This is a genomic window from Chitinophaga parva, from assembly GCF_003071345.1.
Classification (GTDB): Bacteria; Bacteroidota; Bacteroidia; order Chitinophagales; family Chitinophagaceae; genus Chitinophaga; species Chitinophaga parva.
The window spans coordinates 264,596-285,170 of sequence record NZ_QCYK01000001.1 but is presented as its reverse complement, the minus strand read 5'-3'; the positions used below and the strand labels follow the sequence as shown (position 1 = coordinate 285,170).

General features: G+C 46.5%; 14 protein-coding genes. 13 read left to right on the top strand and 1 reads right to left on the bottom strand.

From position 1 onward, the window contains the following. Nucleotides 1-6 precede the first annotated feature (6 nt). From DCC81_RS01225 to DCC81_RS01205, 5 genes are all read left to right on the top strand, one after another. A complete protein-coding gene (locus tag DCC81_RS01225; RefSeq protein WP_108684774.1) occupies nt 7-2,424 on the top strand; it encodes a bifunctional YncE family protein/alkaline phosphatase family protein in 2,418 nt (805 codons plus the stop codon). 31 nt (nt 2,425-2,455) lie between these two features. Continuing rightward, nucleotides 2,456-4,234 carry a MutS-related protein gene (locus DCC81_RS01220; protein WP_108684773.1) on the top strand — a complete coding sequence of 593 codons (1,779 nt, stop codon included), beginning with the start codon at nt 2,456-2,458 and terminating at the stop codon, nt 4,232-4,234. Between the two features lie 106 nt (nt 4,235-4,340). Next, nucleotides 4,341-5,426, top strand: coding sequence for a PA0069 family radical SAM protein (locus DCC81_RS01215; RefSeq protein WP_108684772.1), 1,086 nt, complete (start codon nt 4,341-4,343; stop codon nt 5,424-5,426). Nucleotides 5,427-6,331: 905 nt separating this feature from the next. Continuing rightward, nucleotides 6,332-6,910, top strand: a complete 579-nt coding sequence (locus DCC81_RS01210) for a DinB family protein (RefSeq protein ID WP_108684771.1) — start codon at nt 6,332-6,334, stop codon at nt 6,908-6,910. A 215-nt stretch (nt 6,911-7,125) separates the two neighbouring features. Continuing rightward, nucleotides 7,126-8,343 carry a sterol desaturase family protein gene (locus DCC81_RS01205; protein ID WP_240612864.1) on the top strand — a complete coding sequence of 406 codons (1,218 nt, stop codon included), beginning with the start codon at nt 7,126-7,128 and terminating at the stop codon, nt 8,341-8,343. Between the two features lie 419 nt (nt 8,344-8,762). Here the strand turns inward: DCC81_RS01205 and DCC81_RS01200 are convergent, their stop codons facing one another. Continuing rightward, the gene (locus DCC81_RS01200) at nt 8,763-9,263 is read right to left on the bottom strand and encodes an RNA polymerase sigma factor (protein WP_108684770.1); all 501 of its coding nucleotides are present in this window, start codon (nt 9,261-9,263) and stop codon (nt 8,763-8,765) included. Nucleotides 9,264-10,003: 740 nt separating this feature from the next. On the opposite strand from DCC81_RS01200, the gene DCC81_RS01195 reads away from it, so the two are divergent. Genes DCC81_RS01195 through DCC81_RS01160 form a run of 8 tightly spaced genes read left to right on the top strand, consistent with a single transcriptional unit; the run spans nt 10,004 to nt 20,573 of the window. Then, nucleotides 10,004-12,478, top strand: coding sequence for an SLBB domain-containing protein (locus DCC81_RS01195; protein WP_108684769.1), 2,475 nt, complete (start codon nt 10,004-10,006; stop codon nt 12,476-12,478). A 40-nt stretch (nt 12,479-12,518) separates the two neighbouring features. Next, complete coding sequence (locus DCC81_RS01190; protein ID WP_108684768.1) at nt 12,519-13,595, top strand: Wzz/FepE/Etk N-terminal domain-containing protein; 1,077 nt, start codon at nt 12,519-12,521, stop codon at nt 13,593-13,595. A gap of 57 nt (nt 13,596-13,652) precedes the next feature. Further along, the gene (locus tag DCC81_RS01185; RefSeq protein WP_165806390.1) at nt 13,653-15,095 is read left to right on the top strand and encodes a flippase; all 1,443 of its coding nucleotides are present in this window, start codon (nt 13,653-13,655) and stop codon (nt 15,093-15,095) included. Next, nucleotides 15,092-16,201, top strand: coding sequence for a UDP-galactopyranose mutase (glf, locus tag DCC81_RS01180; protein ID WP_108684766.1), 1,110 nt, complete (start codon nt 15,092-15,094; stop codon nt 16,199-16,201). The genes DCC81_RS01185 and glf overlap by 4 nt, the downstream gene beginning before the upstream one ends. A gap of 5 nt (nt 16,202-16,206) precedes the next feature. Further along, nucleotides 16,207-17,400: a glycosyltransferase family 4 protein gene (locus DCC81_RS01175; RefSeq protein ID WP_108684765.1), complete on the top strand. Its 1,194-nt coding sequence runs from the start codon at nt 16,207-16,209 to the stop codon at nt 17,398-17,400. Between the two features lie 13 nt (nt 17,401-17,413). Beyond that, complete coding sequence (locus tag DCC81_RS01170; protein ID WP_108684764.1) at nt 17,414-18,541, top strand: glycosyltransferase; 1,128 nt, start codon at nt 17,414-17,416, stop codon at nt 18,539-18,541. After that, nucleotides 18,538-19,773 carry a hypothetical protein gene (locus tag DCC81_RS01165; protein ID WP_133177495.1) on the top strand — a complete coding sequence of 412 codons (1,236 nt, stop codon included), beginning with the start codon at nt 18,538-18,540 and terminating at the stop codon, nt 19,771-19,773. The genes DCC81_RS01170 and DCC81_RS01165 overlap by 4 nt, the downstream gene beginning before the upstream one ends. Further along, nucleotides 19,770-20,573 (top strand): glycosyltransferase family 2 protein, encoded by an 804-nt coding sequence (locus tag DCC81_RS01160; protein WP_108684762.1) that lies wholly within the window; start codon nt 19,770-19,772, stop codon nt 20,571-20,573. The genes DCC81_RS01165 and DCC81_RS01160 overlap by 4 nt, the downstream gene beginning before the upstream one ends. Nucleotides 20,574-20,575 lie beyond the last annotated feature (2 nt).

Here is a 20,575-nt window from a genome sequence, read left to right as displayed (position 1 = left end):
TTTATTATGAAGAGAAAGTTACTGACTACATGCTTATTGGTGGCGGGCCTTGCGGCTGCGGCACAAACAACGGACACCCTGGCCCGACAACTGACACTACCCAATGGATGGTCACTTACGCCACCCGGCCACTCCCTGCCCCTGGGCGACTTACCGCTGAACATGGCCGTGACCCGCTCCCAGCACCTGGCAGCGGTGACCAACAATGGCCAGAGCCGACAGTCCATACAGCTCATAGACCTGCAGCAGGAACAGGTGCTGGATGATGTGACCATCCCGAAATCCTGGCTGGGACTAGCTTTTAGCCCGGATGAAAAAACATTGTACGCTTCCGGTGGCAATGACAACGTGATCTGGTGCTATGATGTGCGCGGCCGCAAGCTGCAATTGGCAGACAGCATCCGCCTGGGTAAGGCCTGGCCCAATAAGGTAGGCCCTGCGGGCATTGCCGTGGGCCCGCATCACCTCTACGTAGTTACAAAAGAAGACAGCAGCTTATACATTGCCGACCTGCAAACCAAACGGGTGAAGCAAAAAATAGCCTTGGGCGGAGAAGCATACACCTGCCTGCTGGCGCCCGATGGGCGGTTGTACATTTCCATGTGGGGCCAGGAAAGAATAGCGGTGTTCAATACCCGCAGCGGCCAGTTGCAGGCCAGCATCCCGGCCGGTAACCATCCCAATGAAATGTTGCTGACGGCAAACGGTAAATATTTATATGTAGCCAATGCCAACGACAATTCCGTGTCCGTGATCAACGTGGCCAGGCAGAAAGTGATAGAAACGCTGAACACCGCCCTCTATCCCGATGCACCCACCGGCTCTACTACCAATGGCCTGGCCTTGTCGGCCGATAGCAGGACCCTGTATGCCGCCAATGCAGACAATAACTGCCTGGCCGTATTTGATGTGAGCATCCCGGGTAAAAGCACCGCAAAAGGTTTTATTCCCACCGGCTGGTATCCAACCGTGGTGCGGGTCACCGGCAAAAAGATATGGGTGGCCAATGGCAAAGGGTTTACCTCCATGGCCAATCCTGATGGCCCCAAACCGGTGAATAAAAACGAGACCAGTGGCCTGCATGAGGCTAACAAGTCTAACCGGCCCATGCAATACATAGCCGGCCTGTTCAAAGGCACCCTTTCCATATTCAATACACCGGATGCAAAAACACTTAGCGCCTGGACCCGCCAGGTGTATGCAAACACGCCTTACACCAAAGCAAGGGAACAGATGGCCCCGGGCCGGGAGGGTAATCCCATTCCCCGTACGACAGGCGGCCCATCTCCGCTGAAGTATGTATTTTACATCATCAAAGAGAACCGCACCTATGACCAGGTGCTGGGCGATATGCCGCAGGGCAATGGGGATACCAGCCTTTGCCTGTTCCCCGAAAAGATAACGCCTAACCAGCACGCTATTGCAGCCAACTATGTGCTCCTGGATAATTTTTATGTAGATGCGGAAGTAAGCGCAGACGGGCATAACTGGAGCATGGCCGCTTATGGTACGGACTACGTGGAAAAGACCTGGCCCACCTATTATGGAGGCCGTGGGGGTACGTATGATTATGAAGGCAGCCGCCCCGTGGCCTATCCCAGGAAGGGATTCATCTGGGATTACTGCCAGCGCGCCGGCGTGAGCTACCGCAGCTACGGTGAGTTCATTGGCGGCGGCAAGCCCCAGCTTAAATCCCTGAAAGATCACTTCTGTCCGGATTTTCCACCCTTTGACCTGTCAATCCAGGACATAACGCGGGAAGCGATCTGGGAACGTGATTTTGATTCACTGGTGGCTATTAACGCGCTGCCGCATTTTTCCACCGTCCGCCTGGGCAATGACCATACCAGCGGTATGCATAAAGGAGCTTACTCACCCTACGCAGCCGTGGCCGACAATGACCTGGCGGTAGGCAAACTGATTGAACATTTATCCCACAGCCCTGTTTGGAAAGAAAGTGTGGTGTTTATCCTGGAAGACGATGCGCAAAACGGATCGGACCACGTGGATGCGCACCGCTCACCTGCTTATGTGGTAGGGCCGTTTGTGAAAAGAAATACGGTGGACCATGGTATGTACACCACCAGCGCCATCCTGCGTACCATGGAGCTGATCCTTGGCCTGCCGCCTATGAGCCAGTACGATGCGGCTGCAGTGCCGCTGTGGACGTGTTTTACGCCGGAGGCAGACTTTACGCCCTACGTGCTGCGCCCTGCACAGGTGGATATAAACGAACGTAACACCGCCTGGAATGAAAGCGCCCGCCGCTCTGCCGCCTTTGACCTGGCAGAAGAAGATAAGGTGCCGGACCTGGAACTGAATGAAGTGATATGGAAGGCCATTCATGGCGAGGATGCCGTGATGCCCAGCCCCCGCCGCAGTGCATTTATCCACTGGCAAACCAAAGAAGACGACGACGATTGATCCCCCTCCTTTCATCCATGTACTACTAAACATGCAACCAACCGAGATATACGCAGATAAGATCAAAACACTGCAGGCACAACTCCGGGCCACTGCCCTGCACCTAAAATGGCTGTCATTTGCCCGCCTGCTGGCTTTCCTGGCGGCAGCCACCTTTGCCTGGAAATGTATAGACCGTGATCCCTGGGCGATGGCGCCGCTGGGCATACTGGCGGCATTAGTGGTATTTGCGTTTATCCTCCGGCGTTATCAACGGGCCTCCCGCCAGGAGGCCCTGCTGAAAGCCTTGTTGCAGCTGAATGAAAAAGAGCATCAGCTGGCCACCGTGCATGTTTCCACCTTTGATGACGGGCAGCGTTTTGTGGATGAAGGACATGCCTTCGCCGGTGACCTGGATATATTTGGCCCTGCATCCCTTTATCATCACATGAACCGCGCCGGCACGCTTTCCGGCCGGGAAAGGCTGGCCAACCTGCTGAAGCATCCCCTGCAACACGCTGCCTCCATACAGGCCACCCAGGAGGTAGTGAAAGACCTGGCGGCCAGGTTGGAATTTCGCCAGCACATAGCTGCCCAGGCCAGCCTTACAGACGAACAGCCCAATGACCGGCACCGGTTGGAAACCTGGTTTGGTATGCCGGTGCGGTTCCTGCACAGCAAAGGACTGAACATACTGCGTTACATTAGCCTGGCGCTCACGCTGATAGCGGCGGTGATCAGCATCCGCAACCAGAGCATGTACCCGGTGGGCGTAATGATCCTGGTCAATGCCGTGATATTGAGCACCGTTACGGCAAAAGTGACGGAACAACACCGGCATTTATCCAGCCAGGAAAAAACGCTGTACCGGTTTGCCGCAATACTGGCATTGATAAATAAGGAACAGTTTACCGCCCGTGGCCTGCAAAAACTGCAGGAGCAGGTGAAAGAAGCAGATGATGCCCTGCGCAAGCTGGCCCGGATCAGCAATGCGCTGGACCAGCGGGCCAACCTGCTGGTGCTGCTTTTTTTACAGCCGCTTTGTTTATATGACCTGCATTGCGCCTTTGCGGTGGAGCGCTGGAAAACGCGTTACCAGGGACAGGTGCACGAATGGCTGGCCGTGATCGCAGAACTGGAAGCGTGGAACAGCCTGGCCACCTTTGCCTACAACCATCCCGCTTATGCCTACCCGGTGGTGGATGAGCAGGAAGAAGGTATTGTGGCTGCGGGCCTTTGCCACCCGCTGATCCCGCCGGAACAGTGCGTGAAAAACGACTGCACGCTTACCGGTGAAACCCAGTTCCTCATTATTACCGGATCTAACATGAGTGGCAAGAGCACCTTCCTGCGCAGCGTAGGCACTAACCTGGTGCTGGCCATGTGCGGGGCGCCGGTAGGGGCCACCACCTTTATTTTTGCGCCTATGCAGGTGATGACCAGCATGCGCATTAAGGATTCCATTGCCAAGCACACATCTTATTTCCAGGCAGAATTACAGCGCCTCCAGCAGATTGTTACGGCGCTGCAGCGGGGGCAGCGCGTGTTCATCATCCTGGATGAAATTCTGAAAGGCACTAATTCAGAAGATAAATTATCCGGCTCCCGCAAACTGGTGGAGAAGTTCCTGCGGTATAACTGCCTGGGCATGATCGCCACGCATGACCTGGAGCTGGGCCAGTTGGAGAATACCTATCCCGAGCAGGTGAAGAATTATTGCTTTGAAAGCACCATCAATGAGGCGGGCCTGCATTTCGATTACCGGATCCGGCCCGGCATTGCCCGGAATAAAAATGCTACGTTCCTGATGCAGCAAATGGAAATTATTTAAGGCATTTTTTCCCATGGAAAGCCGCTCCGGAAGGGGCGGCTTTTTTGTGCGAAAAATAAACTTGTACAGACTAAATAAATTAGTATTTTTACTAAAACAATTAGTAATGACCTTGCCGTTTGATACTGGATTGCAGGAGGAGGCCTATTATAAAGGCAGGGGGGCGCAGCTGAACCCAAAGAACAAGTTCCTGACGGGCGAGTATGCGCAGGAACACCCGGAAGGCATAGACGAGTGGTGGCAGGCCGACGTACCAACCCAGGTGCTGCAGGAACATGCGAAGACCCTTGTCAATAAAGTGGAGAGCCCGGATGTAGGCATGTGGTATTCTATGAACCCGTACCAGGGCTGCGAGCATGGTTGTATTTATTGTTATGCCCGGAACTCCCACCAATACTGGGGTATGAGTGCAGGGTTGGATTTTGAGCGGAAGATCGTGGTGAAGCAAAATGCGCCGGAGTTGCTGCGCAAGTTCCTGGATAACAAGAACTGGCAGGTGAAGCCCCTGAGCCTTTCCGGTAATACGGACTGTTATCAACCCCAGGAACGCAAGCTGTTTGTAACGCGCCAGTTGTTGGAAGTGGCGCTGGAATACAAACAGCCGGTGGGCATCATCACCAAGAATTCCCTGGTGCTGCGCGATAAATATATTTTGCAACAGCTGGCCAAGGATAACCTGGTGGTGGTTTATATGTCAGTGACCACCCTTAACGAAGACCTGCGCCTGAAGATGGAGCCCCGCACGGCTACCGGCCTGCAGCGCCTCAAGGTGGTAAAAGAGCTGTCGGAGCTGGGCATCCCCGTGGGGGTAATGACGGCCCCCCTGATCCCCGGCCTTAACGAGCACGAGATGCCCAAGCTGCTGGAAGCCGCTGCCAATGCGGGCGCCAAATGGGCCGGCTACACTATTGTGCGCCTCAATGATGCGGTGAAGATCATTTTCAAGGACTGGCTGTTTAAAAACTTCCCCGACCGGGCGGACAAGGTGTGGCATCTTATAGAAAGCTGCCATGGCGGTACGGTGAATGACAGTGAATTTGGCCGCCGCATGCGGGGAGAGGGAAATGTGGCGGCGATGATCAACCAGCAGTTTAAGATCCATACCAAGCGGCTGGGGCTTAATATGGAGCGGTTTGATTTCAACACCAGTATTTTCAAACGGCCGCAGGCGCAGTTGTCGTTGTTTGATTAGGGATTTGCCGTGCCAGGCATTAAACCGGCATTAATTTTTTGTGATGCATGATTTATGCAATCATCCCCCGTTTTTAGACAAGGCTTCATCCATGTAATGCATTAATCTTGTATAACTGATTGATTAAAAAAGCGGGGTAAGCGGCGCGGGTGATAAATTGCAAAAGTGGCGGCAATTATTTAGCGGGATACATGTGAAAGCTGGAAAATTTTTCAGAAAAAACTTTCAATTCAAATTGAAAATACCGAAAATTAAAGTACATTTGTTACAGTTGAAAAACGCAATGATTACATTACGCAAACACATGATAAAGATAAACGCGCATGCCTGTCAAAAGCAGGTCTGTACGGGTTTGCGGGCTGGTGAAACCGGTTGTTAACAAGAAAAAAGTTACAAGCAGTTATAAACTAAGGTCCCGCACTGAAACGTGATGGGACTTTTTGCTTTTTAAGATTTGTAATGAACAAACAAGCAAATTTTAATCAACGAAAGAGCACAAACTGGCATTGTTCCACCCTGTTAGGAAAACAGGTACGAATTATGCAAAAGAAGTCGTTTGCCAATGCAGCGGCGCCGGGATGGGTATGCATACCAGGATAAGGAGGTGAGAGCCTCTGCCAGTATAGCTACCCGGACCAAAGATGGCCGGGTTTTTTATTGACCCTTACACCCACTACGAAAACAAACACCCGGCCTGGCCGGCTGTCAATAATAAATAATTACCAATCTGGTTTGTCGGAACAAACCGCCCCGGCTTCCTGTTGTACCGGTGCAGGCACTTTTAACATTCCCTTGGTAACAAATACCAGCATCGAAGCATTCAATAGCAAGGCTAATATTCACCATTCACATATAGCCGAGCGCTTTCAAAGTCCCGGAAGTGCAAAGCACAAAACCGATACATCATGAGAAACGTAATTCAGGCAGTAAGAGAGGCATTGCAGAACAACTTTAAGGAATTGGACAACTGGTTCGATAAGGAAGCGGACTTGGTGGCTTACAAACCGGCCAAGGACCAGTGGAGTGTGCGTGAGGTACTGGAACATATCAGTTTGACCAATTACTTTCTCCTGCTCATTATTAACAAGAGTACCCGCCGTGCGCTGGACCGCAAGCGTGCGGGCCACAACGTGATCATCTCTTCCGATTATGATCACAAATTTGAGGAGATAGACGCCCTGGGTAAGGCCAATGGCGGCTGGATCCGCCCGGAACACATGGAGCCTACCGGGCAAAAGAACATGGACGACGTGCGTAACCTGCTGAAGCAGCAGTATGCGCAGTGCATGTATAACCTGTCCCTCCTCAAAAACGGGGAAGGCCGCCTGGTGTACACGAACATGTCTGTAAATAAACTGGGTAAACTGGACATCTATCAATATATCTATTTCCTGACCAAACACATTGAACGCCACATCCGCCAGATGAAAAGGCTGGAAAAACAGTTTGCCGGGGAGAAATTGCTCACTGCTGCCGCCAGTTGAGGCGACAGCCTTCCATAATTGTTTTCTGAAAAATGCCGGTCCCGCAGGAGCGGCATTTTTTTGTCCTTGCTTATTAGTCTATTGTATTTGTAGACTAATAATATTTCCGTATCATTGCAGTATGCCATCCACCTGGCAGCCCTGCCTGCGAGCGTTCACCACCACGGTCCGGCAGGGAAGAGACCATTACCTGATCATCAAAACCTTTGTACATCGTGCTGCAACACTTAAACCTGATGGCTTTTGCCATCCCGCTGTTCCTTGCATTTATGGGCGCTGAATGGTGGTATGCCCGTAAAAGCGGGAAGCGCTATTTTAATTTCCGTAACTCCGTGTCCAATATCAATGTGGGTATTGCCGAACGCCTGCTGGATACGTTTACCACGGGAATGTTCTTCTTCGTATACCAATACCTGTACCATCATTTTGCCCTCTTCCATTTTAAACCCAGTGTACTGCAATGGATAGCCCTGTTGCTGTGCACTGATTTCGTGTGGTACTGGTACCACCGGCTGGCGCATGAGATGAATATTTTCTGGGCGGCGCACGTGGTGCACCACCAGAGCGAGGATTTTAATTATACGGTGTCTGCCCGCATTACCGTGTTCCAGGCCCTGATCCGCACAGGTTTCTGGTCCATATTGCCGGTGCTGGGCTTTACTCCGGGGATGATCACGAGTATGTTGCTGGTGCATGGGCTGTACCCGTTCTTTATCCATACCCGCGCTATTGGAAAGCTGGGCTTCCTGGAATATATTCTGGTAACACCCAGCCATCACCGGGTGCACCATGCCAGCGATGAAGAGTACCTGGATAAGAATTACGGGGATGTGTTCATTATCTGGGATAAGGTGTTTGGCACTTTCGTGGAAGAGACCCATGCGCCTACTTACGGCCTTACCAAGCCACTGAACAGCCATAGTTTTCTCTGGCAGCACTTTCATTTTTACCTGGAGTTACTGCAGGGTGTCCGGCAAACGCAGGGGCTTACCCGTAAATTGAAACTGGTTTTCGGGAAGCCGGACCTGCTGGACCCTGCCATCCGCCCGCGGTTGGAAGAACGGTACCTGCTGCGCAATGATATGGTGCAGGCAACACGCAGGCTGCATGATTACGTGGTGATCCAGCTGGTGGTGATGCTCACCGGGCTCTTTACCTTTTTGCTGCTGGAACATTATGTACCGGTGGTGGTGCAGGTGTTGATAGCGCTTTTCATTTTTATTACGTTGATCAACTGTGGCGCGATTCTCGAACAGCGGCGCTGGGTGTTTTACCTGGAGTATGCGCGGGCCACGTTGTTGTTTATAGCAGCCTGGTACTTTTTCCCGTATGCTGTGCTGCTGTGGGTGCCGGCGCTGGCATTGCCCATGGCGCTTTACTATGATGCAAGGTTGAAGGAACGCTACCTGCGCCTGGTTTATGGGCGGGTATGATCATATACTGGAAACTTGCAGAGGGAAGGCCATCCGGGGCTTTCCCTTTTTGTTTTTAAGGGAAGTGCTGCGTGTTTGGTGAGAGGAGCTATGTTTTTGGGAGAGAAATGTAAGGTTGGGGAAGGGCTGTGCTGGAAGAGGCTTGGGGAGCCCCGTTTGTTGTTGCGAGTGGGGGGTATGTCGATAGAGATCTTCCGTGCAATGCACGTTCAGGGGCGGTAATGTGAAGTTAGGTGGAGGTGTTATTAGAGAGGGGCTGTGATGTATAAAATTCCCGGGACAGGAGGCTGCAATACCTTGAGACCTTCTACCAGGGAGGCTGATAACAGGCTACTGCGCCAGGGAAGTAATTAATGGAAGAGCGTGTTTGTGAAGGGGATGGGTAGTAAAAGAACGGGTGTGTTGCTTTTATGGGGAGGTCAATGCCGGACCAGTTGCGATTTGAGCATGCGCCGGGCAAAGTGGATGCGGCTTTTGATCGTGCCCAGCGGCTCGGAAAGAATATCTGCGATCTCGTAGTATTTGAAGCCTTCAAAATAGAGCTGGAAAGGCTTCTTGAAGATCACGGGCAGCACATGTACGGCGCCCTGGATGTCTTTTACCCGGAGATTGCTTTCGGCAGCGTTGCCAATGGAGGTCTGGTGGTAATTCAGCAGGAACTCATTTGACGCATAGTCCATGAACAGTAATTGTTTGGTCTTGCGCCGGTAGTTATTGATAAAGATGTTGCGCATGATCGTGAAGAGCCAGGCGCGGATGTTAGTGCCGGCCAGGTATTTTTCCTGGTTGGCCAGCGCACGGTACATTGTTTCCTGGAACAGGTCTTTGGCTTGTTCTGAATCTTTGGTGAGGGTTACTGCGAAGGGTTTGAGAAAATCAGCATTGCCTAGTAGTAGCACTGTGAAGTCAGTCGTAGACATGTTGTTTAACTTTAGTAGGTTATAATTTAAACAAAAATTCCCGCTGCAATAAAAAGATACGAAAAAAAACCGGGGACGGCGGCATTTTTGTTTTTATTTTTCAAGAAGTTAGCAGGAATAGGATGTTGTTATAAGGTGGAGGCTGGTATTCCGGGGGAGTTACCCGATTGGAAGCAGCTGTCATTGTGTTTAATAATTTTTATCATAAGTTAAACAGGTTGTGCGCAAGCAAATTGGTGACGGTGCACATGTTTCAAATATCTGGTTTCGGCAAATTATTGAAAAACAAGGTAGAAGGTTTGGGGATTGGGTGGGGTTTTTATGGGAATGGAAGGGATGAGCGCGGGCGGAGGTCGATTTTGGGAAGGGGATTGGTGGGATTTTAGTTATTTTGCCGCCAGTGGTTGAGTTGATTGGAGATGCCAAGACCCAGAACCCTTTTACTGGTCTGCTGAATTGATGCTGGTTTTCGTATCATTTTCCTTCCATATGAGAAACCGCTTTGCATGTTAAAAACGAAGGCAATATTTCTACATTATGATGGATTTAGTTTGAAATAAAATAATATATGATTCGTTGTTACATTACATTAAAGAGGCGTTTTTAGCGTGGTGAGAGCTGTTTTTAGCTAACATTTATATGTTATTTTATATAGATTTGCAGCCTATTTGGCGGATATTGAACTAAACAGGTCCGATATGACGCCTTATTAATTGATCTCGAGAAAGACCCTCTTGTACATGCTAAAAAGAATATTGCTGATCCAACTGTTTCTGCTGGGTCTGTTAGTCGCCAATGCTCAAATACAGAATATTACGCCGGCTCAGGCCAGTCAGGTAAACGTAGACAATCTTTCCGACAGCCAGATCCGTCAGATTGTAGCGGACATGAAGCAGAATGGTATGACTATGGATGACATTAATCTGTATGCGCAGCAAAAGGGCGTATCACAGGACGAGGCAGATAAGCTCAAAAGCAGGATTATGCAATTAGGCCTGGATAAGGAGCTAACTCAGGCAGCAAAAAAAACAGATGCTTCGCAAACTGCCCCCCAAACTAGCGACAGACGGTGGAGTGGTGATACTTCCGCGATTGACCTGTTTGGCCAGAAAAATTCATTACGACAAAATCCCAAAAGCCGTGTTTTCGGTGCAGATCTCTTTAATAATAAGAATCTTACGTTCGAGCCTAACCTAAGAATGGCAACGCCGCTTAATTATAAGCTTGCGACGGATGATCAGTTGCTGATCGATGTGTACGGATATTCTGAGACCCAGTACAATTTGACGGTAACAACTGAGGGATATATCCGCATTCCTAATGTTGGACCTATATACGTGAATGGCCTGACAATGAGCGAAGCCAAAGCGAGGATCACAAAACAGTTGTCCACTGTTTATTCGACCATTAGTTCCGGTCAGACCTCGGTGCAGGTTGCACTTGGGAATATTCGCAGCATACGTGTGCTGATGATAGGTGAAATTGAAAATCCTGGCTCATACACTTTACCATCCTTGGCCTCTGTGGCAAACGCATTGTACGTTTCCGGCGGGCCCAGTGAAAATGGTTCATTCAGAAGCATCCAGGTTATCAGGAATGGTAGTGTTGTCACTACCTTTGATCTCTACGATTTCCTGTCCCGCGGCGACTTAACCAATAACATTGTCTTACAGGATCAGGATATTGTAAAAGTAGACCCCTATAAAACGAGAGTTGAGATCACGGGGCAGGTTAAAAGGCCTTTGATATTTGAAGCAAAAGAAGGTGAGGTATTAGCAAATATTCTTGAATATGCAGGAGGATTTACGGATAAAGCATATAAGGAGAACATCATAGCTTATCGGAATAACAAAAGGGAGAAAGAGGTAGAGAACATTCCTTTTGCCGATATTGGTAGCTTTAAAGTGATGTCCGGTGACCAGTTTGTGGTGGACTCCATTCTTAATCGTTTTTCCAACCGTGTAACGATTGCAGGTGCCGTATTTCATCCTGGCGACTATGGCCTTGAAGAAGGCATGACGGTGGGCTCCTTGATAAAAAAGGCTGATGGCGTAAAAGAAGATGCTTCTTTAAACAGGGGGATCATCCGTAGGCTACAGGCTGATTATGCTCCTTCAATTATCAGCTTCAATGTGCAGGATATCCTGGCTGGTAAAAGCGATATCTCACTCGAAAAGGAAGACAGCGTAATCATTTTCAATAAATTTTCACTGCGCCAAGCATATACTGTTGCGATAAATGGGCAGGTGAATAATCCCGGTACCTATACTTTTTCAGATTCCATGCACCTGGAAGACCTGGTATTATTAGCCGGAGGGTTAACAGATGCGGCATCAACAACGCGGATTGAGATTTCCAGGAGGATCAGGAGGGGGAATTTTGACCCGGCTGACAGCGCTAAGGCGTTGGTTTTCCAGGAAGATGTAGATCCGACGATGGGCAACATCGCTAAGCAGCAATTCATATTGCAGCCATTTGATGAAGTAGAAGTGAGAAAATCGCCCGTATATAGCAACCAGGGAATAATGATGGTAGAAGGAGAAGTGGTTTATCCCGGTTCTTATACTATCGTTAATAAAGGGGAACATGTGTCGGACGTTATCAGGCGTGCTGGTGGCATCAGGCCGGAAGGTTTTACGGACGGCGCTGTATTGCTAAGAAAGACCTTTATTACAGATGCAGATAGTGCCTTGCTTAATAATAAACTTGAGTTGTTTTACTCTAAGGTAGAAGACAGTACCAGCGCAGCAAGTGTTCAGAAAATGCTTCAACGTAAATATCAGTTACTTGGTATTAACCTTACAGACATCCTTAAAAGGCCAGGTTCTAAATATGACATCCTGGTAGAAGAAGGAGATGTTATTAAAATCCCGAAGAAACTGCAAACTGTTCAGTTGTACGGCGAAGTGTATTTCCCTAAAAAGATCCGGTTTGACAACAGTAGTACTCTCAAAGATTATATACGTGGAGCCGGCGGTTACACTTCCAGCGCGCTGAAGCGCAGAAGCTATGTTGTTTATGCAAACGGTGATGTGAAAGCAACCAAGAAAGTCTTGTTTTTCAACAGGTATCCGAAAATTAAGCCGGGTGCAGAAATATATGTTCCGGCGAAGAAAGACAAGAAGAATCTGAGCACACAAGAATCAATTGCGTTAGTTACCGGGCTTGCAACTACTGCTCTTTTAATCATTACGTTAATAGACAAGCTGAAATAACCGTTGTCACAAAGAAGAAGCTCAAATTAAATTTTTGGTAATGAGTTCGCAACAAAATATGCAGGAACTGACTGAAACCAGTGAAGCAATTTCTTTAAAAGAAGTCATTCTACAGGCAGGGGTCTGGATCAAATACTTATTTAAACATTGGATATGGATGCTGTTGGCAGGCGTTGTCGCCGCCGCTATCGGGGTTGGAATTTCAACATTTTTGAAAAAAAAATACGAAGCTGAGCTTACCTTCATTTTGGAAGACGCAAACTCCAACCCATTGTCGTCTTATATGGGGCTTGCCAGCCAGTTTGGATTTGATTTAGGTGGCGGTGCAAGCAGTGGGCTGTTTACCGGAGACAATATAATTGAATTCCTGCAATCCAGGTTGATCGTTGAAAAGACCCTTTTAAGTACCGTGAATGATGGTAACGGCGGATTTACACTAGCGGACCGTTATATATCGTTTACAAAGATGAATGCTGGCTGGAACGAGGATTTGAAAAAGATCCATTTTTCACCGGGCAATAACAGGAATGCCTTTAACATTACGCAGGACAGTATATTAAATCTTATATATGTTGATATTACAGAGAAGCGGCTAAAGGTAGATAAGACGGATCCTAAGTTGAATTTTATTTCAGTAGATATGGTGACGGAGGATCAATTGTTTTCAAAGGTATTTGTAGAGCGACTTGTGGATGAGGCTATTAGCTATTATGTAAGTACGAAAACAGGACGGTCCAAAATTAATATTGACAGGCTGCAAAGCCAGGCTGATTCATTGGAAGAAGTGCTGAATAAACGAACCTATAGGGCGGCTACCGTTCAGGATATTAATCTTAACCCTGCAAAGCAGGTAGCTGCTGTTGGTGCAGAGGTGGCGTCGAGAGACAAAATGGTCATCCAGACAATGTACCTGGAAGTTGTAAAGAACTTGGAACTGAGCAAATTAACAATGGCACAGGAAACACCTATAATCCAGATTATAGACAAGCCTATTTATCCTTTAAAGGAGAAAAAAATAGGGCCAGTCAAAGCGGGTGTAATCGGCTTTTTCCTGGGGGCATTTCTGCTGACGGTTGTGGTGTTTATAAAAAGAATTTATCAACAAATCATGGCATGATAGGTTCTGCGGGATGTCTTTCCTTATTTTTCGTTTCTCTTGGTAAATGTGCTCGCTTTGAGTTTGATTAAGAAGAACTTTCTATATAATACACTACTATCAGTCAGTAAGATCCTTTTTCCACTGATTACATTTCCCTATGCTACCAGGGTGCTTGGCCCTGATGGACTTGGCCTTGTTAATTTTGTGGACAATTACACGCAGTACTTTGTTGTTTTCGTAGCGTTAGGTATCCCTGTTTATGGAATACGGGAAACGGCCAAAATAAGCAATGATCCCAAGGCGCTGAATAACCTGACATCTGACCTTTTGGCGATCAATTTTATTAATACCTGCTTAGGTGCTGTTATATATTTACTCATTCCTATCCTGACGGGTAAATTTGCAGAGAATAGCCATCTCTATTATTTGGGCCTTGCATATCTCTTTATTAATATCTTCACTGTTGAGTGGTTTTTTCAGGGAAAGAGTGAGTTTAAATATATAACGGTAAGAGCCCTGGTCATTAGGGTATTTGCCATTTTGGCGCTTTTCTTATTTGTTCACAGTCGGGAAGACGTTGTTTACTATTATGCGATAACCGTAGTTAGTTTTTTGCTGAATGCAATAGTCAATTACTGGAAAATGCTAAAGGAGATCACATTCAACTTCTCATTTTCCAGGTTGCGGAAGCATATGAAGCCGCTAATGTACTTGTTCTTGGCAAATGTGGCGATAAGCCTTTATATCTTACTGGATAGCGTTATTCTTGGATATGTTACCGACGAAACTGAGGTGGGATACTATACCGCCGCGCTCCGGATTGTTAAGATATTCCTGGCCATTATTGGTTCGTTGGCCATCATTATGATTCCCCAGATTTCGCAGCTTTATAAAGAGGGTGATCATGTGAAAGTACAAACACTGTTGTCCAAATCATTCCGTTTTATTGTTTCATTTGGAATGCCGATCGTAATAGGGCTTATGCTATTATCGAAGGAGATCATCCTGCTGCTTGCAGGGCAGGAGTATGTACCGGCGATAATGACGATAATGATATTATCGCCATTGGTACTATTTATTGGGCTAAGTAATTTGTTTGGCATGCAGGTGCTTACACCAACCAACAATGAAAAGTATCTGCTGGTATCTGTGGTGACAGGCTCTGTAATAAGTGTTAGTTTAAATATTATCCTGGCCCGTTTCTTCCTGCATAATGGAACGGCTATTGCAACCTTATTGGCCGAAGGATCGGTGATGCTTTTTTCCGGCATTTTTGCAAGCCGGCAGTACAAGATGAATCTGGATTATTCAGTGGTATGGAAGACAGTTCTAGCTTGTCTGCCATTTCTATTGTTCTATAAAATAGCAACGTTGTTTTTAACATCAAACGCGTGGATCATCGGATTTACGGTGGTGCCGTCTGCTATTTATTATGCCGGTCTTCAGATCTTTGTAATGAAGGACGATCTGTGGCGGGCTGGTATAGATATATTGATTAATAAGAAATTCAAAAAATGAGCACCTATAAATATGACTATCTGATCGTGGGATCGGGGCTGTTTGGAGCTGTGTATGCCTATATGGCGAAACAGAAGGGGAAAAAATGTCTGGTAATCGATAGACGTTCCCATACAGGCGGTAATATCTATTGCGAAAACGTAAATGGGATAAATGTCCACAAGTATGGGGCTCATATATTTCATACGAATGACAAAGGGATATGGGATTTTGTAAACCAGTTTGTAGAGTTCAACCGGTATACGAATTCTCCTATTGCAAATTTCAAAGGAGAGTTGTTTAACCTCCCCTTCAACATGAATACATTTTACCAGCTCTGGAAGGTGAAAACGCCGGAAGAAGCAAGGGCTAAAATAGCGGAGCAGGTAAAGGAGCTCGGCCTCTCGGAACCACAAAACCTGGAAGAACAGGCTCTTTCCATGGTGGGAGGCGATATCTATCAGAAGTTGATCAAAGGATATACGGAAAAGCAATGGGGGAGGGCGGCAACAGACCTGCCTTCCTTTATTATTAAGCGGTTGCCATTACGGTTTACGTACGACAACAATTACTTTAATGACAAGTACCAGGGCATTCCGATAGGAGGCTATAACAAACTAACGGAAGGCCTCCTTGAAGGTATTGAAGTAAAGACGGCATGTGATTTTTTTGAAGACAGAGCATACTGGTCTTCTCTTGCAGAAATGACCGTGTACACCGGCAAGATCGATGAGTTTTACGACTATCGGTTTGGAGAGCTGAACTACAGAAGCCTGGATTTTGAACATGCAATACTTGAGATCGAAAATTACCAGGGAAATGCAGTCGTGAATTATACCGAACGGGAAGTCCCCTATACTCGCATCATCGAGCACAAGCATTTTGAGTTCGGGACGCAGCCTACAACCGTAATTACAAAAGAATATCCTTCGGAATACGCCCTGGGGAAAGAACCGTATTATCCCATAAATGATGAGGGGAACACTGAATTATTTAGAAAATACAGTGCCCTGGCAGTAAAAGAGGAGAAGGTAATATTTGGAGGACGGCTTGCAGAATACCGGTATTATGATATGCATCAGGTAATTGGATCGGCGTTGAAAAGTGCCAGGGAAACAATCGTTTAATAGTTATGAGTAAGAAGATTTTGATCTGTAACGATTTCGAACTGTTGCCCAGAAAGGGGGGGCCCTCCACCTATTTATGGAACTTACGGCAGTACATTATAGAAAACCAGATTTCCAATATTGATTTTCTGGACAATTTTCAGGAAGCGAAGGCGTTGCAAGTTGCTTCGGGATCATCCAGGTTTGACAAAGGATTTTGGAAGTCTGGTTTTGGGCGAAATCTACGTGCCATTATCTCCTTCTTTTACTCCATTAAAAGGGAGAGGATTGATGCGGAGCCTGTTATGTCCAACTACGATGTCTTACATTTTCACAGCTCAAGAACACTTTACAGGTATCGGCATGTATTAAAGCAATTGGGTTCAAGGCCCGTAATAATACTGCAGTCGCATAGCCCATCTGCCTGGCACTGTGAAATGCTGGAAGAATGGTTCAAATTATCGCCGGATAGCGCGTATGGTATTACGCGAGCACTGTTGCAGATCCCGGACAAATATGCTTTCAGTCGCGCGGACTATTTAATTTTTCCGTGTGAAGGGGCAATGGAACCTTATAAACACAGTTGGCGGCAGTTTGACACGGTGATTAAGGATAAGAAAGTGTTGTTCCTACCCACCGGTACCAAGCAAGCCCATGCAAGTAAACAAGTAGCAGATGTGAGAGCCTTGTATCACATACCTTTGGATGCCAAAGTTATATGTTTTGCAGGCCGTCACAATAAAATTAAAGGGTATGATGTGCTGAAGGCAACGGCAATAGCAGTGCTGGCAGCCAATCCCAATATTTATTTTTTGAATGCCGGCACCCCGTCGCCGTTACAGCCTCTGGAGCATCCGAATTGGATTGAAGTAGGATGGACAAATGATCCGCACTCTGTGATCAACGCCGCAGACTATTTTGTGCTACCTAACAGGGAAACTTATTTTGATCTGATTTTGCTGGAAGCGTTGTCGTTAGGTAAAAAGGCAGTTATAAGCAACACTGGAGGCAACAAATATTTTAAGCAATTCAGTTCACCGGATATACATTATTTTGAATCAGAAGACGTAACCAGTCTGGCTGATTTATTGCTTTCAGTATGTGCCGTAGATAAGGGAGAACCAACGTCGACACCCAATCTGGATATTTTCCAGCAACATTTTACAGCAGACGTCTTTGGACAAAAGTATCTGGAATTGGTCAATAGTTTAAACGCATAATCGCTCAAACAAGATGTTACGGATTGTACAGTTAATCGATTCAATAGACTATGGTGGGGCGGAGCGGCTTACTATCCACTTGGCAAACTATCTTGCCCAAGATAACGAAGTATATCTTATTACATTTAAGGATCATGACGAGCATATGATCCCTTTGAACGAGTTGTCGCCGAGGGTGCGGTTTATTAGTTTGGGTAAAAAGCGAAAGCGGGAGCTTGGGCTATATACCAGGGTTTTCAAAACACTGAATAAAATTAAGCCAGAGATAATTCATTGCCATTTATCGGGTTTGGCCTATGCATATCCATATGCTATTGCAAAGCGTGTTCCCGTAATTCATACGGTGCATAGTCTTGCTGAAAAGGACGGTGGTAAAATGAAACGGAAGCTATATAAACTACTATTCCGTTCTTTTGATATTACCCCTGTATCAATTACCAGTCAGGTAAAGGAAAGTGTTATCCGGGTATATGGGGCTGCAATAGACACACCGCTTATATTAAATGGTGTACCCTTTCCGCAAACTACAGAGTTGATACCGGAAGTGGCAGATCACATCAATTCACTCAAGTTTGCGGTCAGCGACCAGGTAATAATCAATGTAGCTTCCGTGAAGCGTATAAAGAACCAGGCGTTTTTGATCCAGGCTGTAAATGAATTGAGGACTGAAGGCGTACCGGTTATATTGATAATATTGGGCAATACAGCCGCCGAGACGGACAACTTGTATGGGGAGCTGAAAGCAATGTCTGGGGATGGGATTTATTTCCTAGGGACGAAAAATAACGTGGGCGACTATCTGTCTGCAGCGGATGTCTTTTCCCTCACCTCATTGTACGAGGGCGCTCCGTTGTCATTGATGGAAGCGCTTGCATTAGGCTGTATTACGGTCGTACCTGAAGTTGGAGGAATTCCTGATATTGTGGGAAGCCCTACGACAATTGGATTTTCTTATCCCCCTCAAGATCTGATTGCGCTAAAAAATGCCCTTAGGATGGCAACACTCCAGGATGACGCTATACTGGAAACGCTGCGCACCAAAAGCGTTGAGCGGTTTAATGAGGTGTTGCAATTGGAAACCTGTGCGGAACTGTATTTAAAACTATATAGGCAGAAAATTAAAAAACAGCATACCGTTTGACGATGACACCGCAGGACTTTTTAAAAATTAACATATTCTCCATAGGGCTGATACTGTTTTATGCAACAGTATTGATCTTTATGTTGTTCTGGCTTTTGTCCGGGTTTCGTATACTTACATATAAGTCTGCTGCGATATTATTGCTGGGTTACGTTACATTTTTAGCTTTTGGCCTGCTGAACTCAATTTTTCAATTTATTCAAATTCCTCCTGATACAGTTGTTTATGGTGCCATCATTATTGATCCGCCGAAGTTTGTAATGTATAGCCTTGGGGTAAAAACATATGCCACGATAAACTTTTTCCCGTTCCTGCTTTGTCTCCGGTACCCCATTGTTTTTGTTACATTTTCCATTTTTTATTATTTTCTTGGTATGCTCCTGATATGGAGGGGCTATAGCCGGCTTATCCTCTATGCGGGAAAACGGGTTTCTCCCACATTTCTGTATCTCTATATGATATTGGCAATGGCTTATCCAATGGCGATTATTACCATTCCAACCTTACTTAGGGAATCATTAATGGTCTTGTCCCTGGGAATTTCTTTCAACCTGTTTACAATGATTTTTTGTAAGATCAAACTTGGCCTCATCAGAAACATATTGTTAGTTATAGCACTGCTGATACTTTTAGGAGTGCGCCCGGTAATGGGAATCTGCTTTGTTCTCTCTGCCTGGTTGTCTGTTTCTTTCTTTGGAAAGGGTAAAAAGGTGAATATGGGAAAAGTTCTGAGATTGTTGGTGGCGGGCTCATTGTTGCTTGTCTGTCTGATGTTCGTCGTACAAAAACTTTATACTATTACCTTTTCGCTACAGTGGCTGAATCTCTTCCGAAATTCATATATTCCAATACATGGAGATGAGGGGTACGGATATAACATGGACTGGGAGAATCCTATCCATATTGTAATTAATTTTGTGATATTGTTCATGCAATACTTACTGTCTCCGGTTCCTTTCCTGTTTCCTGCAGCGGTAAGCTTCCGAAAATTTTTGGCATGGGTAGATGTTTTCTTTATCGTTATCCTGTTGTTGATTATTTTCTTTAAGAAGGACCTGCCATACAAGAAAATGTTGCTGTTCTTTATTTTTATTAACCTAGTGATACCTTCTGTTTTTGAAACGCATGTAACCGGGGCTTTTAGACACCGGATGAATGGTATAGTATTATTGATGCCGATGGCGGCTTATGCCCTGAGCCGATTCTTTATTAAATCTAAAACTGAACCATGATTTCTCTGATAGTCGCAACTGTTGGTAACAAAACTGACGAGCTAAGACGCTTGTTTGAAAGTCTGGAGCGACAGCGATTTACAGATTATGAAGTAATTGTTGTATCGCAGGATAATCATGACGTTGTAGGCGGAATAGTAAGCGAATTCCGGGGAACAGCATTGCAGGTTCGATTAAACAGGAGAGGGCTAGCCTATGCACGAAACGAAGGAATAAGGTATCTGTCGCAGCGTTCCGGGATTGTCTCATTCCCGGACGATGACTGCTGGTTCCCGGAAGATGGATTGAGCATTATCGCGGAAAGCTTCAATCAAAACCCTTCTGAGGTGTTGAGTTTTAGAATATACGATCCGCTGACAAACAATTTTTACAAAGGTTACCCGGAAAGGCCGGACGGGAACCTGTCCTGGACGCAAATATTCAAAAAATGTTCAATTGAATTGTTTTTCCGGTTGGATGTTGTAAAAAAGGGAATCCGCTTTGATGAAAGGTTTGGCTTGGGCGGCAATTACCCCTCGGGCGAAGAGAATATCTTCCTTGCAGATGTAAAGCATGCCGGAATGACGATCTCCTACTTACCAGTTACAGTAATACATCACCTAAAACCACAACGAAAATCGCGACTGTCATTTGCTCAGTTGATGAGTAAAGGACCGATGTTCAACAGAATGTTTAACAAAGGAACAGCCTTGATACTGCTGACTGCCTTCATTATTAAAAAGCGCTCATTTGCTGAACACGGGTGGGCGGTCTTTAATCTCTACAGGGAAACACTTAAATTTAACAAGAAAGCTGATTAGTT